This window comes from Pseudomonas sp. JC1203, from assembly GCF_056175065.1.
Genome location: NZ_JBWCAM010000009.1, coordinates 52,477 through 66,520, shown reverse-complemented (window position 1 = coordinate 66,520; position 14,044 = coordinate 52,477). Strand labels below are relative to the sequence as shown.

The 14,044-nt window shown below is 64.8% G+C and carries 15 protein-coding genes; 4 read left to right on the top strand and 11 right to left on the bottom strand.

Annotation, left to right across the window (positions count from 1 at the left end; genetic code table 11):
* Positions 1-2 precede the first annotated feature (2 nt).
* A complete protein-coding gene (locus AC0SZ7_RS15110; protein WP_475505145.1) occupies positions 3-1,049 on the bottom strand; it encodes a S8 family peptidase in 1,047 nt (348 codons plus the stop codon).
* Between the two features lie 195 nt (positions 1,050-1,244).
* Here AC0SZ7_RS15110 and AC0SZ7_RS15105 point away from each other — a divergent pair, with 195 nt between their 5' ends.
* Positions 1,245-2,480 carry a 3-hydroxyacyl-CoA dehydrogenase gene (locus AC0SZ7_RS15105; RefSeq protein WP_475505144.1) on the top strand — a complete coding sequence of 412 codons (1,236 nt, stop codon included), beginning with the start codon at positions 1,245-1,247 and terminating at the stop codon, positions 2,478-2,480.
* Entirely contained in the window at positions 2,477-2,905 is a 429-nt protein-coding gene (locus tag AC0SZ7_RS15100; RefSeq protein WP_475505143.1) for an acyl-CoA thioesterase, read from the top strand. The genes AC0SZ7_RS15105 and AC0SZ7_RS15100 overlap by 4 nt, the downstream gene beginning before the upstream one ends.
* A 92-nt stretch (positions 2,906-2,997) precedes the next feature.
* Here AC0SZ7_RS15100 and AC0SZ7_RS15095 read toward each other — a convergent pair whose 3' ends face one another.
* From AC0SZ7_RS15095 to yrfG, 3 genes are all read right to left on the bottom strand, one after another.
* Positions 2,998-3,465 (bottom strand): glycine zipper domain-containing protein, encoded by a 468-nt coding sequence (locus AC0SZ7_RS15095; protein WP_475505142.1) that lies wholly within the window; start codon positions 3,463-3,465, stop codon positions 2,998-3,000.
* A 231-nt stretch (positions 3,466-3,696) separates the two neighbouring features.
* The gene (gene fdhD, locus AC0SZ7_RS15090; RefSeq protein ID WP_475505141.1) at positions 3,697-4,488 is read right to left on the bottom strand and encodes a formate dehydrogenase accessory sulfurtransferase FdhD; all 792 of its coding nucleotides are present in this window, start codon (positions 4,486-4,488) and stop codon (positions 3,697-3,699) included.
* A gap of 100 nt (positions 4,489-4,588) precedes the next feature.
* Positions 4,589-5,251, bottom strand: a complete 663-nt coding sequence (gene yrfG, locus AC0SZ7_RS15085; protein WP_475505140.1) for a GMP/IMP nucleotidase — start codon at positions 5,249-5,251, stop codon at positions 4,589-4,591.
* Between the two features lie 91 nt (positions 5,252-5,342).
* Between yrfG and nudE the strand changes: the two genes are divergently transcribed.
* Together nudE and cysQ are read left to right on the top strand one after the other, a co-directional pair.
* A complete protein-coding gene (nudE, locus tag AC0SZ7_RS15080) occupies positions 5,343-5,909 on the top strand; it encodes an ADP compounds hydrolase NudE (RefSeq protein ID WP_475505139.1) in 567 nt (188 codons plus the stop codon).
* Positions 5,906-6,736, top strand: coding sequence for a 3'(2'),5'-bisphosphate nucleotidase CysQ (cysQ, locus tag AC0SZ7_RS15075; protein WP_475505138.1), 831 nt, complete (start codon positions 5,906-5,908; stop codon positions 6,734-6,736). Before nudE ends, cysQ begins: the two co-directional genes overlap by 4 nt.
* A 102-nt stretch (positions 6,737-6,838) precedes the next feature.
* Here the strand turns inward: cysQ and AC0SZ7_RS15070 are convergent, their stop codons facing one another.
* The 7 genes from AC0SZ7_RS15070 to rfbB are packed head-to-tail and all read right to left on the bottom strand — an operon-like array spanning position 6,839 to position 13,904.
* Complete coding sequence (locus tag AC0SZ7_RS15070) at positions 6,839-7,294, bottom strand: YiiD C-terminal domain-containing protein (RefSeq protein ID WP_475505297.1); 456 nt, start codon at positions 7,292-7,294, stop codon at positions 6,839-6,841.
* Between the two features lie 2 nt (positions 7,295-7,296).
* Positions 7,297-8,685 (bottom strand): sigma-54-dependent transcriptional regulator, encoded by a 1,389-nt coding sequence (locus AC0SZ7_RS15065; protein WP_475505137.1) that lies wholly within the window; start codon positions 8,683-8,685, stop codon positions 7,297-7,299.
* Positions 8,682-10,490 (bottom strand): sensor histidine kinase, encoded by a 1,809-nt coding sequence (locus AC0SZ7_RS15060; RefSeq protein WP_475505136.1) that lies wholly within the window; start codon positions 10,488-10,490, stop codon positions 8,682-8,684. Before AC0SZ7_RS15060 ends, AC0SZ7_RS15065 begins: the two co-directional genes overlap by 4 nt.
* Before the next feature lie 42 nt (positions 10,491-10,532).
* Positions 10,533-11,408 (bottom strand): dTDP-4-dehydrorhamnose reductase, encoded by an 876-nt coding sequence (gene rfbD / locus AC0SZ7_RS15055; RefSeq protein ID WP_475505135.1) that lies wholly within the window; start codon positions 11,406-11,408, stop codon positions 10,533-10,535.
* Positions 11,405-11,953 carry a dTDP-4-dehydrorhamnose 3,5-epimerase gene (gene rfbC / locus AC0SZ7_RS15050; protein ID WP_475505134.1) on the bottom strand — a complete coding sequence of 183 codons (549 nt, stop codon included), beginning with the start codon at positions 11,951-11,953 and terminating at the stop codon, positions 11,405-11,407. The genes rfbD and rfbC overlap by 4 nt, the downstream gene beginning before the upstream one ends.
* Positions 11,950-12,825 (bottom strand): glucose-1-phosphate thymidylyltransferase RfbA, encoded by an 876-nt coding sequence (rfbA, locus tag AC0SZ7_RS15045; RefSeq protein WP_475505133.1) that lies wholly within the window; start codon positions 12,823-12,825, stop codon positions 11,950-11,952. The genes rfbC and rfbA overlap by 4 nt, the downstream gene beginning before the upstream one ends.
* Positions 12,822-13,904 (bottom strand): dTDP-glucose 4,6-dehydratase, encoded by a 1,083-nt coding sequence (rfbB, locus tag AC0SZ7_RS15040; protein ID WP_475505132.1) that lies wholly within the window; start codon positions 13,902-13,904, stop codon positions 12,822-12,824. The genes rfbA and rfbB overlap by 4 nt, the downstream gene beginning before the upstream one ends.
* Positions 13,905-14,044 lie beyond the last annotated feature (140 nt).

The window sequence follows — 14,044 nt, the reverse complement described above, 5'->3', positions numbered from 1 at the left end:
TCCTACAACCGCGAAGCCGCATCCAAATCCATCAACCCCTGCCCATACGCCTCGCTGTTGGCATAGATCCCGCTCTTGTTGGCCGTACTCAACAACAGATCCCTCAACTGCTGCGGGCTCTTGTCCGGGTAGCGACTTTGCAGCCCCGCCAACGCACCCGCCACTAACGCCACCGCCGGCGAAGTACCCGCAGTCTCGACGAATTTCCCGTTCTTGCCCGTGGTCAGCAATCCCGCCCCAGCGTCGCCGCCGGGCACGGCAATGCACCAGGCACGGGCCACCCCGCAATAATTGGACTTGGCGTTGATGGCCGTGCCGTCGGCCTTCAAGGCCACCACCGCCAGCCAGCCTTTCTCAAGTTCAGGCACGGCCAGGGCCAGCCCCGGTTCGGCCAACGGTTCGCGCTTGAGTTCGTTGCCCGTGGGGAACACGAACACCGCGCCCTGGGCTACCAGTTCGCGGGCACTCTGCAACGACGCCTCCATGATTTGCTTGTAGCGCGCCTCGGTGATTTCCGAGGCAGGCACCGCGTTTGCCCACGAATTGCTGAGGATGCGCGCGCCCTTGTCGAAGGCGTAGCGCCAGGACTTGGCGATTTCCTCATCAAAGTAGAACGGCTCGTTGTCATCGCCGAAGCGCATGGGCACCAATTGGGCGTGGTAGGCAATGCCGTGCATGCCCAACTCGTCCTTGTTGGCCGCCAGCACCCCGGCCATCTGCGTGCCGTGGCCCACGCGGTCGATGGTGCCGCCTTTCTTGGCCACGTAATCGTAACCGGGGTCGGCGATGCGCCCGCTGAAGGAGGGCAGGTCCAGGTTGAGCCCCGAATCGATCAAGCCGACGATCACTCCCTCGCCAGTGCCCCCCCGGGCGTACAAGGCGGACGCCTTGACCACCGCCAGGGCAGGCTGGGCAGCGTACTCAGGGGTTTCAAAGGCCTTGCGCTCGACGGCGGCGGCCGTGGTGGCAAAACCGAACGCAATGGCGGGAAATACCAGTAGCGATGGCAAGGTAAAGCGGGGGCGGAAAGCGCGGTGTGCGTCCTGCATGGGAGGCTCCTGAGGCAGAAAGATCAAGGCACCCACTATCGGCATTTCAGCCTGCGGTTGCATGGCGGTACTGTTTCCGGGTGTTTGATGAATTCAGCCGCTGAATAAGCCGCATCACGCGAATAAAGTTCAAAACCAGCCCGCGCTGTTCTATGGTTTGGGGATTGCCCAGCTACCTTAATCAGAGGATCTGCCATGAGCCAAAGCACCTACGACATCCAGCGCGCCGCCGTTATCGGGGCCGGAACCATGGGCCGGGGCATTGTGATGTGCCTGGCGGCTGCCGGCATCCAGGTGAAATGGATGGACAGCAACCCGCAGATGCTCAACCAGGCACTGGAGATCGTGGGGCACACCTGGGCGCACAATGTCGAGCAGGGGCGCATTGATGCCGCCGAGTCGGCGCGCCGGCTGGCGCGCATCGCCAAGGTGGCCGACTACCCGGCCATCTTCGACGTGGACCTGGTGATCGAGGCGGTTTACGAAAACCTTGAACTCAAGCAGCAGATCTTCCGCGAACTGGACCGCGTGCTGAAGCCCGGCGCTATTCTGGCCAGCAACACCTCGGCGCTGGACATCGACGCCATTGCCTCCGCCACCAGCCGCCCCGCGCAGGTTCTGGGCCTGCACTTCTTCAGCCCCGCGCACATCATGAAACTGCTGGAAGTGGTGCGCGGCGCCAAGACCGCGCCCGAGGTACTGCAGGCCGGCCTGGCCCTGGGCGACCGCATGGGCAAGGTCAGCGTGGTGTCGGGCAACTGCCACGGCTTCATTGGCAACCGCATGTTGCACCCCTATGCCAAAGAGGCGCGGATGATGCTGCTCGAAGGCTCGCTGCCGTTCGAGGTGGACACCGCGCTGCAGGGCTTCGGCTTCGCCATGGGGCCGTTCCGCATGTACGACGTGGTGGGCATTGACCTGGAGTGGCGGGCACGCCAGCTATCTGGCCAGGGCATGAATGAGCCCGAGGTGCAGGTGGACAACCGCCTGTGCGAGATGGGCCGTTTTGGCCAGAAAAGCGGCGACGGCTATTACCATTACGAGCAGGACAGCCGCCAGGCCGAGCATGATGACGAAGTTGACGCCCTGGTCATCGGCGTCAGCCACGGCATGGGCTATGACCGCCGCGCCATCGGTGCCGAAGAGATCGTCGACCGGTGCGTGCTGGCCCTGGTCAACGAAGGCGCGAAAATCCTGCAGGAGGGCATCGCCCAGTCTGCCCACGATATCGACCTTGTGTACCTCAACGGCTACGGCTTCCCCAAGGAAGGTGGCGGCCCCATGGCCTGGGCCGACAAGCAGGGCCTGGCCGAGATAGAACGGCGTCTGCTGGAGTTCAAGGGGCGTTTCGGCGAGCATTGGCAACCGGCTGAACTGATCAGCCGGCTGGCCCGCGAGGGCGGTACTTTTGCACAGGCGACCCACGCATGAATGAAGCAATGCCCCAGCGCGAGGATTACCGGCACTTCCAGCCGATCACCACGCGGTGGCACGACAACGATGTGTATGGGCACGTCAACAACGTCACCTACTACAGCTTTTTCGACACGGCAGTGAACACCTACCTGATCGAACAGGGCGGCCTGGATATTCACGACGGCGGGGTGGTGGGTTTTGTGGTGAGCTCGTCCTGCGACTACTTCGCCTCCATTGCCTTCCCCGAGCGCATCGAGATCGGTTTGCGCGTGGGCAAGCTGGGCAACAGTTCGGTGCAGTACGAGTTGGCGGTGTTCAAGGCCGGCGAGGCGGACGCCTGCGCGGCGGGGCGTTTCGTGCATGTGTTCGTGGACCGCGCCAGCAACCAGCCGGTGCCTATACCGCCGGCGCTGCGCGACGCCCGGCACCGCCGGGCCTGACCCCTTGGGGGGAGCGGGCTTGCCAGCGAGCTGTTGACGCCCGAAAGCTCGCTGGCAAGCCAGCTCCCACAAAAAACAGCTGCTACGACCGCTTAGCGGTGGCGCCAGTGACGGCGGTCGTGGTGGTCCCAACGGCGGTCGTGGCCACGGTAGTGGCGACGGTCGTCATAACCGCGGCCACGGCTGTGGGCCTCGCGGTTGCTTTCATTGCCCATGTAGTTGCCCAGCGCGCCGCCGGCGCCACCGCCTGCCGCTGCGCCGATCAGGCCGCCGGTGCTGCCGCCTACGCTGCGGCCCAGCACGTTGCCGCCTGCCGCGCCCAGGCCACCACCGATGGCGGCTTCGCCACGGCTGTGCTTGTTGGCGCCCACGGCCGCGCCACCGGCGCCGCCCAGGCCTGCGCCAATGGCAGCACCGGTGCTGCCACCCAGTTGCTGGCCGACGGCTGCGCCCAGAACCCCACCCAATGCGCCACCAATACCTGCTTCTGCGGTGCCGCCGGCGGAGGCGAAGCCGCTGACCAGGCTCAGGGACAACAAGAGAATCGAGGTGTACTTCATAGACAAAGTCTCAGTGGGATGACGGCGCGATCCTGAGGCTCTGTAAGAAAGCTGACAACATGAAACCGACGAATAACACGACTTGTACACAATTTAACAAGTCATTGTTTTCATGATGAAACTTTATGAATTTTGCTCGGTCATATGTACTTCGGGGAGGCCTTTTCAGCAGTGAAAAGGCCTTTTTTGTTGGCTTTTGCTACATGACATACCTGAAGCATACCGCAGTGTTCAGGCCTTCGAAACGCTGTAAACCCGCGGGCCGCTTTTCTGCGGAAGGTGAATCAGGTTCAAGTTGTGCCGCCGGGCCCACTGCACTGCAAGCCCCGTGGGTGACGACAGGCTTACCAGGGTCTGGATGCCCGCGCGCAATACCTTCTGAATCAATTCCAGGCTGCAGCGGCTGGTGACAATCGCCATGCCGCCAGCGGTGGCAATGTCCTGGCGCACCAGCGCACCTATCAGCTTGTCCAGTGCGTTATGGCGGCCAATGTCCTCACGGCCCATCAACAGCTTGCCTTCGGCATTCATGAACAGTGCCGCGTGCACGGCGCCGCAGTGCTGGCCCAGGGGCTGGAACTCGCTGATGCGCTGGCGCAGGCCGTCCAGCCAGTGCGCAGGCGGCAGGGCGCCGCCGCCCAGCACTGCAAGCTCGGGCAGCGCCTGCTCCACCGCCTCCACGCCGCACAGGCCGCAACCACTGGTGCCGGCCAACTGGCGGCGCTGGTCCTTGAGGTTCCAGAAGGCCCGGCTGGAAATTTCCACCTCGGCCTGCTGCGCCGAGCCACAGCCGCTCAGCTTGAGGTCGTAGATGTCGCCCACCGAACTGATGATGCCGCTGCCGATGCTGAAGCCGACGATGAAGTCTTCAAGGTCGGTGGGGCTGACCAGCATCACTGCCTGGCTGATGCCGTTGTAGGCGATGGCCAGGGCCACTTCCTCGGCCAGCGCGGTGCTGGCTTCTTCACGCAGGTCGAGGCTGTGGTAGCTGTAGGTCAGGCTGGCCGATTGCTGGGTGTCCATGGAAGCGTACCGCTTGAGTGTGTGGGGAAAGCCTAGGCCTGGGCGTCGGTGGCGTCTAATTGTTAACGGCAATGCGGTGATCGATCAGGTCGATGGGCGGTTACAGCCCTTTCAGCAATTCGCGGTAGTCGTCCACTGCGGCAAATTCCTCGGTGTCTTTGTGGCCCTTGCGGCTGTCCGGTTCGCGTACCGCCAGCAGGTGGCCGATGCCAAAGGTGCGGGCGCTGCGCAGGATGGGCAAGGTGTCGTCGATGAACAGGCTGCGCGCTGGGTCGAAGCCGATGTCATCCTTCAGTGCGCTCCAGAAATTCTGGCTCTCCTTGGGGAAGCCGTAATCATGAGAGCTGATCAGCCGCTCGAAATACGGCGCCAGCGCCACGCGCTCAAACTTCACCGACAGCGAGTCGCGGTGCGCGTTGGTGATCAGGATCACGCGCTTGCCGGCCTGGCGCACCGCCGCCAGGAAGGTGTCGGCGTAGGGGCGCATGGCAATCAGGTGCGCGGTTTCCAGCTTCAGCTCGCGCACCGGCAGGCGCAATTCGCTGCTCCAGAAATCCAGGCAATACCAGTTCAGGGTGCCGGCGTTCTTTTCGAACAGCGGGCGCATTTCCAGCTCGGCCATGGCACGGCTCACGCCGTGGGTTTCGGCGTAGCGCTGGGGCAGGTGCTCCAGCCAGAAGTGGTTGTCGTAATGCAGGTCCAGCAAGGTGCCGTCCATGTCCAGGAGGACGGTGTCGATATCGCGCCAGGTTATGGAATGCATACGAAAGATTCTCAAGCAGTGAATGGACAAGAATGGCATTTGCCGCGCCAAGCCACGGTATAGTAACCCGTTCACGCCAAGGAGCCGCCCCATGCGCCAGAAACCCACCGTACTCGCCCGCGAAATAGTCGCCAGTAGCCGTTTGTTCCGGGTAGAGGAGGTGCAACTGCGTTTCTCCAACGGCGTGGAGCGTACCTATGAGCGGCTGGTTGGCCGCGGCAATGGCTACGGCGCCGTGATGATCGTGGCCATGGTCGACGCCGAGCACGCAGTGTTGGTGGAAGAGTATTGCGGTGGCACCGATGCCTACGAGCTGTCGCTGCCCAAGGGCCTGATCGAGCCGGGCGAAGACGTCCTGGCCGCCGCCAACCGCGAACTCAAGGAAGAGGCGGGTTTTGGCGCGCGCCACCTGGAGCACCTCACCGAGCTGTCGTTGTCGCCGGGCTACATGAGCCAGAAAATCCAGGTGGTGCTGGCCACCGATCTCTACGAGGAACAATTGGAGGGCGATGAGCCCGAGCCCATGCGCGTTGACCAGGTCAACCTGCGCGAGCTGTCCACCCTCGCCACCCACCCACAGTTTTCCGAGGGCCGCGCACTGGCTGCGCTGTACCTGGCCCGTGACCTGCTGATCCAGCGTGGAGCCCTGACCCTATGACTTTCCCCCACCCACTGTTGCCCGGCGTCATTGCCCTGGCCCACCAGGCCGGCGAGGCGATTCTGCCGTTCTGGCGCGCCAACGTGGCAGTCACGGCCAAGGCCGATGAGTCGCCGGTGACGGCGGCCGACCTGGCGGCGCACCACGTCATCGTCGCGGGGCTGACGGCACTGGATGCCTCGATCCCGATTCTGTCGGAAGAAGATTGCGGCATCTCCCTGGCCGAGCGCCAGGGCTGGACGCAATGGTGGTTGGTTGACCCGCTGGACGGCACCAAGGAATTCATCGCCGGCAGTGAAGAATTCACCGTCAACATCGCCTTGATCGAGCAGGGGCGCGTGGTGTTTGGCGTGGTCTCCACGCCCACCAACGGCAGCTGCTACTACGGCGGTGCCGGCTTGGGCGCCTGGCGTGCCCGCGCTGGCGAGGCGCCGCAGCCGATTCAGGTGCGCACCCAGCCGCCGGCGGGCGAGGCGTTTACCGTGGTGGCCAGCCGTCGGCACTCCAGCCCCGAGCAAGAGCGGCTGTTGGCGGGCCTTTCATCGAGCTTGGGCGAACTGGCGCTGGCCAATGTCGGCAGTTCGTTGAAGTTCTGCCTGCTGGCCGAAGGTGCGGCTGATTGCTACCCGCGCCTGGCGCCGACCTCGCAGTGGGACACGGCTGCCGCCCAAGGCGTGCTGGAAGGCGCGGGTGGCGAGGTGCTGGACGTCGAAGGCCTGCCGTTCACCTACCCGGCGCGCGAGTCGCTGCTCAATACCTTCTTCCTGGCCTTGCCCGCCGCCGCGCCGTGGCGCGACACCCTGCTGCGGCTCTGCAGAGTCGCGTAGCGGCTACGCTTCTGTGGGAGCTGGCTTGCCAGCGAGCTTTTGAGGCCCGAAAAACTCGCTGGCAAGCCAGCTCCCACAAAGGCAATTGCGGCTTCGGGACCGTCACCGGTGCAACACGTACTGCCCGGTGAACTGCACCGCGGGTTGATTGCTGCCCTGGTTCACTACGAAGGTGCGCAGCTCCAGGCGCGCGCGCCCGTGGCGGTGCCAGGTGGCCACGAAGCGTTTCCAGGTCTTTTCATCCGGCGCCTCGCACACCGCCTCGGCATCGCCCGTCACCGGCAGCGGGTAGCTGATCTGGCCTTCCTGGATCACGATATGCCCGCCCTCGATGCCCGCTTCGCGCAACCGCAGGTGCAGCCAGCCCCAGCCGGCCAGCACCGCGCCGCAATACAGGCTGCCGCCAAACATGGTGCTCTTGTGGTTGACGTTCGGCGCCAGCGGCAGGTGCAGGCGCAGGGTTGCGTGCTGCCAGCTGCGTACCTCCAGGCCCATTTCGCGGGTCAGGGGAATGTCGCTGTGCAGCACGGCTTGCAGTTCAGTGCAGTCCTGGTTCATGTTCATGCCTCGCCTTCATCGCCGGCGGCGAAGTTCAGGCCATGCTTGCGCAGTTTGTCGTGCAGGGTCTTGCGCGGAATGCCCAGGGCTTCGGCCAGGCTGCGCAGCGAGCCATGGGGCCGGGCCATTTCCGAAGCAATCAAGGCCCGCTCGAAGTTCTCCACCTGCTCGCTGAGGTTGCCGGTCATGGCCCCCTGGTGTGCAGCAGGCGCGGCGGCAGCGCTGTTGTCCAGCTCCAGGTCCAGCCCCAGGGCGAAGCGTTCGGCGGCGTTCTGCAGCTCGCGCACGTTGCCGGGCCAGCTGTGGCGCAGCAGCAAGGCGCGCTCGCCAGGCAGCAGCTGGTTGGGCAACAGGCCATGGCGTTCGCTGGCCGCGGTGGCGAAGTGCTCGAACAGCACCAGCGCATCCTCGCCGCGCTCGCGCAGGGCGGGAATGCGCAGCGAGGCCACGTTCAGGCGGTAATACAGGTCGGCGCGGAAGCGCCCCTGGTCGGCGGCCTGGCGCAGGTCTTCCTTGGTGGCGGCGATGATGCGGATATCCAGCGGGATCAGCTGGTTGCCGCCCAGGCGTTCCACCACGCGCTCCTGCAGCAGGCGCAGCAGCTTGACCTGCACGTCCAGGCTCATGCTTTCGATTTCATCGAGGAACAGCGTGCCGCCATTGGCGAACTCGAACTTGCCGATGCGGCGTTTCTGCGCGCCGGTGAAAGCCCCCGGTTCGTGGCCGAACAGCTCGCTTTCCACCACCGACTCGGCCAGCGCCCCGGCGTTGATAGCCACGAACGGGCCGTTGCGGCGGCTGGACAGGTCGTGCAGGGCGCGCGCCACCACTTCCTTGCCCGCGCCGGTCTCGCCCAGAATCAGCACGTCGGCCTTGGTGGCCGCCAGCGCGCCGATCTGCTCGCGCAGGCGCAGCATGGAAGGCGATTGCCCCAGCAGCCGCGCGCTCAAGGCGTGGCGGTCGCTGAGGGCCAGGCGCAGGCTGCGGTTGTCCAGCACCAGGCGGCGCAGGGCCAGGGCACGGCGCACGCTGTCCAGCAAAGCGTCGCTGGCGAAGGGCTTTTCGAGGAAGTCGTAGGCGCCGGCGCGCATTGCCTGTACCGCCAGCGGCACGTCGCCGTGGCCGGTGATCAGCAGCACCGGCAGTTCCGCGTCCTGGGCGTGCAACTGCTGCAGCAGCTGCAGGCCATCGAGGCCTGGCATGCGGATGTCACTGACGATCACCCCGGGCCAGTCCCGTTCGATACGCTCGGCCAGGCCGTTGGCGTCGCCCAGCGACAAAATCTTCAAGCCGGCCAGGTCCAGGGTCTGGCTCAGGGCCTGGCGCAGATGAGGGTCATCGTCCACCAGCACCACCTGGGTCTGGCTGTCGATGGCGGGGGCCGTGGTCATGCGGAAGGATCCTCTGGCGGTTGTAGATTGACGCCCGGTGGCGCGCTGCGCAGGCGCACGGTCAGCAGTGCGCCGCCCTGCGGGTGGTTGGCCAGCAGCAGTTCGCCACCCAGCGCACGCATCAGCGTATCGCAGATGGCCAGCCCCAGGCCAAGGCCCTGGGTGCGGGTCTTGGTGGTAAAGAACGGCTCGCGGGCACGGGCCATGGACTCACGGGTGAAGCCTGGGCCGTTGTCGCGAATCAGCAGCTCGACACCATCGGCGGTCTGCTCGGCGCTTATCCACAGGCAGCGCGGCGTGGCTTTCTCGGTCAGGGCATCGAGGGCGTTGGCCAGCAGGTTGCTCAGCACCTGGCGCAGCCGTGTTTCGCCCGCCTGCACCCACAACGGTGCATCCGGCAGGTCGCGGAACAGCTCCACCGCCATGGCGCGCCTGCGCTTGGCCAGTAGCGCCAGCGCATCGTCCAGCGCCGGCTGCAGGGCCACACTTTCCAGGGCGTGGCGGTCGCGGCGGGCGAAGGCGCGCAGGTGGGCGATGATCGAGGCCATGCGCCCGGTCAGCTCGCCGATCAGCTTGAGGTTGCCGCGGGCGTCTTCGGTGCGCTGGTGGTCCAGCAGCACCTCGGCGTTCTCGGCGTAGCTGCGGATGGCCGCCAGCGGTTGGTTCAATTCGTGGCTGATGCTCGCTGACATGGTCCCCAGCACCGACAGCTTGCCGGCCTGCACCACCTCGTCCTGCACCCGCACCAGCTCCTGCTGGGCCTGTTCGCGTTCCAGCACCTCCTGGCGCAGGCGGCTATTGAGCGCTTCCAGGTCGCGGGTACGCTCGCTTACACGCACTTCCAGCTCGCCCCGGGCCTTGGCCTCGAAGGCAATGCGGTCGAGGTAATTGCGCCGCCGCTGCATCATCAGCCCCAGCAGTAACATCAGCACCAGCAGCGCCGCGCCGCCAATCGCCAGCACCGTGCGCACGGGGCGGTCCACCAGCGCCCGCGGGGCGAGAATGCTGGCGTTCCAGCCGGTCTCGGCGATGGCGTGGGTCTGCATCAGCCAGCTTTTATCTGGCAGGCTCAGGGGCTGTGGCTCCTGGGTGGGGTAGGGCTGGATCGAGGCGATGGCCTGGTGTTCTTCCTCGGTCAGGGGCCGGGTGGCACGGAAGCGCCATTCCGGGTTTGACGTCAGGATGACCACGCCATGCTGGTCGGTCAGCATCAGCTGTTCGGGGGTGTTGCCCCACAGGTTTTCCGTGTGGTCGAGGTCGACCTTTACCACCAGCGCGCCCACCACCTTGTCGCCTTCGTGCACGGCGGCGGCAAAGAAATAGCCACGCTTGCCCGAGGTGGTGCCCATGCCGAAGAAGCGCCCCAGGCGCCCGGCGATGGCGTCGCTGTAATAGGGCCGGAAGGCAAAGTTGCGGCCCACGAAGCTGTCTTTTTTCTGCCAGTTGGAGGCCGCCAGGGTGTTGCCGCTGGGGTCCAGCAGGTACATCACCTCGGCGCCGGTCTGCTCGCTGATGTCCTTCAGCAGGCGGTTGGCGTGCTCCACCACCTGCGGGTTGCCGGGGTCTGCCAGGGTGGCGCGCAGCGACGGCAGGTCGCCCAGAATTTGCGGCAGGGTTTCGTAGCGGTGCAGGGTGCCCAGCAGGTTGGCCACGTACAGGTCGAGGGTTTGCCGGTTCTGGCTCGCCAGTTCGCTGCGGTAATAGCGTTCGGCAAGGTGTTGCAGCGGCCACAGCAGTGGCGCCAGGCACAGGGCCAACAGGGCGAGGCTGCGCCAACGGGGGCGGCGGGGTAGCGAGGGAGTCATGTCAGGAGAAAATGCGCCGGAGGGTGTCCGGCGCATTATGCGTCATGCCAGGGGGGCCAGGCACTCAATCAGCGCTTCGCGCCAGTTGGGCAGCTGCAGGTTCCACTGTTGTTCCAGGCGGCTGCAGTCCAGGCGCGAGTTCAGCGGGCGTACCGCAGGCGTCGGGTAGGCGCTGGACGGAATGGGCTCCAGCACCGCGCACGGCTTGTCCTGCGCCAGCAGGTGCTTGCCGATCTCCTGGGCGAAGCCGAACCACGAGGTCTCGCCCTTGGCGGTCAGGTGGTAGGTGCCCCATGGCCCGGCCTGGTCATTGAGCCAATGCTCGATCAGGGTGTGGGTGGTGCCGGCGATGGTGCCCGCCCAGGTGGGCGCGCCAATCTGGTCCGCCACCACGCGCAGCTCGGGCTTTTCCTGCAGCAGGCGCTGCATGGTCAGCAGGAAGTTGCGGCCGTGCAGGGAATACACCCAGCTGGTGCGCAGGATCAGGTGCTTGCCGCCCACGAAACGAATGGCCTTCTCGCCTTCCAGCTTGCTGCGCCCGTAGACGCCCAGCGGGTTGGTTTCGTCGTCCTCGTTGTAGGCACCTTCCTTGCGACCATCGAACACGTAGTCGGTGGAGTAGTGAATCAACGGGATATCCAGCGCGGCGGCTTCCTCGGCGAAGATGCGCGGCGCGGTGGCGTTGATGGCGAAGGCCAGATCCTCTTCCGTTTCCGCCTGGTCCACCGCCGTGTGCGCGGCGGCGTTGATAATCAGGGTAGGGCGCAGCGTGCGCACCACCTCGCGGATACCTTCGGGCTGCGCCAGGTCCAGCTTGTCGCGGCCCAGCACGTGCAGCTCGCCCAGGTGGCCCAGGCGTTGCTGCAGTTCACGCGACACCTGGCCGAACTGGCCACTGATGAGGATCTTCTGGGTCATGGGAACAGGTCAGCCTCTTGCAGGGATTTGCCTTGCTGGTCCTTGGCCGACAGTTGCGGGACGGTGCCTTCCAGCTCCCAGTCGATGGCGAGCGTTTCGTCGTCCCAGCGGATGCAGCGTTCGGCGGAAGGGGTGTAGTAGTCGGTGGTCTTGTACAGGAACTCGGCGTAGTCGCTGAGCACCACGAACCCATGGGCGAAGCCCTTGGGGATCCACAGTTGGCGGTTGTTCTGCGCGCTCAGGCGCACCGCCACCCACTTGCCGAAGGTAGGCGAGCTGCGACGGATGTCCACGGCCAGGTCCAGGACCTCGCCGGCGGTGACCCGCACGAGTTTGCCCTGGGCGTTTTCGATCTGGTAGTGCAGGCCGCGCAACACGCCTTTCTGCGAGCGCGAGTGGTTGTCCTGCACGAAGGCGTCGGTGACGCCGGTGGCCTGTTCGAAAGCCTTGGCGTTGAAGCTTTCGTAGAAAAAGCCGCGCTCGTCACCAAATACCTTGGGCTCGATGATCAAGACCTCGGGTATTTCGCTGGCGATCACATTCATCTGGTTTCCCCTGCAATGCTGAACAGATATTGGCCGTAGCCGGTCTTGCCGAACGCCTTGGCGCGAACCAGCAGCTGTTCGCGGTCGATCCAGCCGTTCTGGTAGGCGATTTCTTCCAGGCAGGCCACTTTCAGGCCCTGGCGGTGCTCGATGGTCTGCACGTACTGGGAGGCTTCCAGCAGGCTGTCGTGGGTACCGGTGTCCAGCCAGGCGAAGCCGCGGCCGAAGCGCTCCACGCGCAGGTCGCCGCGCTCCAGGTAGGCGTTGTTGACGTCAGTGATTTCCAGCTCGCCGCGTGGCGAGGGTTTCACGTCCTTGGCAATCTGCACCACGTCGTTGTCGTAGAAGTACAGGCCGGTGACCGCGTAGCTGGACTTGGGCTGCGCCGGCTTCTCTTCGATGGACAGCGCCTTGCCGTCCTCGTCGAAGTCGATGACACCGAAGCGTTCCGGGTCTTTCACCCAGTAGCCGAACACCGTCGCGCCCTTGGGGTTGCTGGCAGCGCGCTGCAGCTGCTCGCTGAAGTGCTGGCCGTGGAAGATGTTGTCGCCCAGGATCAGGCACACCGGGTCTTTGCCGATGAACTCTTCGCCAATCAGGAAGGCCTGGGCCAGGCCGTCCGGGGATGGCTGCTCGGCGTAGCTGATGTTGACGCCGAACTGGCTGCCGTCGCCCAGCAGCTCCCGGTATTGGGGCAGGTCCTGCGGGGTGGAGATCAGCAGGATCTCGCGGATGCCCGCCAGCATCAGCACCGAGATCGGGTAGTAGATCATCGGTTTGTCATAGATGGGCAGCAGTTGCTTGGACACACCCAGGGTGATGGGGTGCAGACGCGTGCCGGAGCCCCCGGCCAGTACGATACCCTTGCTCATGCGATCAGATCCTTTGGTTCGGTGGAGCCCAGGCGTTCGCCCTGATAACTGCCGTCCTGCACGCGACGGCACCATTCCTGGTTGTCCAGGTACCATTGCACGGTCTTGCGCAGGCCGGTCTGGAAGGTTTCATCGGGCACCCAGCCCAGCTCGCGCTCGATCTTGCTGGCGTCGATGGCGTAGCGCAGGTCGTGGCCCGGGCGGTCCTTGACGAAGGTGATCAGCTCGGCGTACTGGCTGATGCCGGCAGGGTGCTGCGGCGCCAGTTCGTCCAGCAGCGCGCAGATGCTGCGCACCACGTCGATGTTCTGCTGCTCGTTATGGCCGCCAATGTTGTAGGTCTCGCCGACCTTGCCCTCGGTTACCACCTTGAACAAGGCGCGGGCGTGGTCTTCCACGTACAGCCAGTCGCGTACCTGCTTGCCATCGCCGTACACCGGCAACGGCTTGCCTTTCAGCGCGTTGAGAATGACCAGCGGGATGAGTTTTTCCGGGAAGTGGAACGGCCCGTAGTTGTTGGAGCAGTTGGTGACCAGCACCGGCAGCCCGTAGGTGCGCTGCCAGGCCCGGACCAGGTGGTCGGAGGCTGCCTTGCTGGCCGAGTAGGGCGAGCTTGGGGCGTACGGGGTGGTCTCGGTGAACAGGTCGTCGACGCCGTGCAGGTCGCCGTACACCTCGTCGGTGGAGATATGGTGGAAGCGGAAGGCTTCTTTCTCGGCCGCAGGCAGCTTGGACCAGTAGGCGCGGGTGGCCTCCAGCAGGCTGTAGGTGCCGACAATGTTGGTGTGGATGAAGTCCGACGGGCCGTCAATGGAACGGTCGACATGGGATTCGGCCGCCAGGTGCATGATTGCATGGGGCTCGAAGCGCGCCAGCACGGCACTCACCGTGGCCTGGTCGGCGATGTCGGCCTGGACGAATTCATACCGGCTGTTGCTGGCAATGCTGGTCAGGGACTCCAGGTTGCCGGCGTACGTCAGTTTGTCGAGGTTGAGCACTTCGTGCCCAGTGTTTTCAATCAGATGGCGAACGAGGGCCGAGCCAATGAAACCGGCACCTCCGGTGATGAGAATTCGCATGTCGATCTGCCTTCTTCCATAAACTGACATTGAGCGGTTGCAGCATAGCTTGTGGGCAAGGATTGCCCGGTGCAAGCGTGATTCATCGACAAATAATCACAAATGCCCATGAACCATCAATTTTCTCATGACGCTTGCGA

Excerpts from the sequence above, each read along its gene's own strand:
- rfbB (WP_475505132.1), bottom strand. The coding sequence starts at position 13,904 with ATGCGAATTCTCATCACCGGAGGTGCCGGTTTCATTGGCTCGGCCCTC.
- nudE (WP_475505139.1), top strand. The coding sequence starts at position 5,343 with ATGCGCCAGAAACCCACCGTACTCGCCCGCGAAATAGTCGCCAGTAGC.
- rfbC (WP_475505134.1), bottom strand. The coding sequence starts at position 11,953 with ATGAATGTGATCGCCAGCGAAATACCCGAGGTCTTGATCATCGAGCCC.
- yrfG (WP_475505140.1), bottom strand. The coding sequence starts at position 5,251 with ATGCATTCCATAACCTGGCGCGATATCGACACCGTCCTCCTGGACATG.
- cysQ (WP_475505138.1), top strand. The coding sequence starts at position 5,906 with ATGACTTTCCCCCACCCACTGTTGCCCGGCGTCATTGCCCTGGCCCAC.
- AC0SZ7_RS15105 (WP_475505144.1), top strand. The coding sequence starts at position 1,245 with ATGAGCCAAAGCACCTACGACATCCAGCGCGCCGCCGTTATCGGGGCC.
- rfbA (WP_475505133.1), bottom strand. The coding sequence starts at position 12,825 with ATGAGCAAGGGTATCGTACTGGCCGGGGGCTCCGGCACGCGTCTGCAC.
- fdhD (WP_475505141.1), bottom strand. The coding sequence starts at position 4,488 with ATGGACACCCAGCAATCGGCCAGCCTGACCTACAGCTACCACAGCCTC.
- AC0SZ7_RS15100 (WP_475505143.1), top strand. The coding sequence starts at position 2,477 with ATGAATGAAGCAATGCCCCAGCGCGAGGATTACCGGCACTTCCAGCCG.
- AC0SZ7_RS15060 (WP_475505136.1), bottom strand. The coding sequence starts at position 10,490 with ATGACTCCCTCGCTACCCCGCCGCCCCCGTTGGCGCAGCCTCGCCCTG.
- AC0SZ7_RS15070 (WP_475505297.1), bottom strand. The coding sequence starts at position 7,294 with ATGAACCAGGACTGCACTGAACTGCAAGCCGTGCTGCACAGCGACATT.
- AC0SZ7_RS15095 (WP_475505142.1), bottom strand. The coding sequence starts at position 3,465 with ATGAAGTACACCTCGATTCTCTTGTTGTCCCTGAGCCTGGTCAGCGGC.
- rfbD (WP_475505135.1), bottom strand. The coding sequence starts at position 11,408 with ATGACCCAGAAGATCCTCATCAGTGGCCAGTTCGGCCAGGTGTCGCGT.
- AC0SZ7_RS15110 (WP_475505145.1), bottom strand. The coding sequence starts at position 1,049 with ATGCAGGACGCACACCGCGCTTTCCGCCCCCGCTTTACCTTGCCATCG.
- AC0SZ7_RS15065 (WP_475505137.1), bottom strand. The coding sequence starts at position 8,685 with ATGACCACGGCCCCCGCCATCGACAGCCAGACCCAGGTGGTGCTGGTG.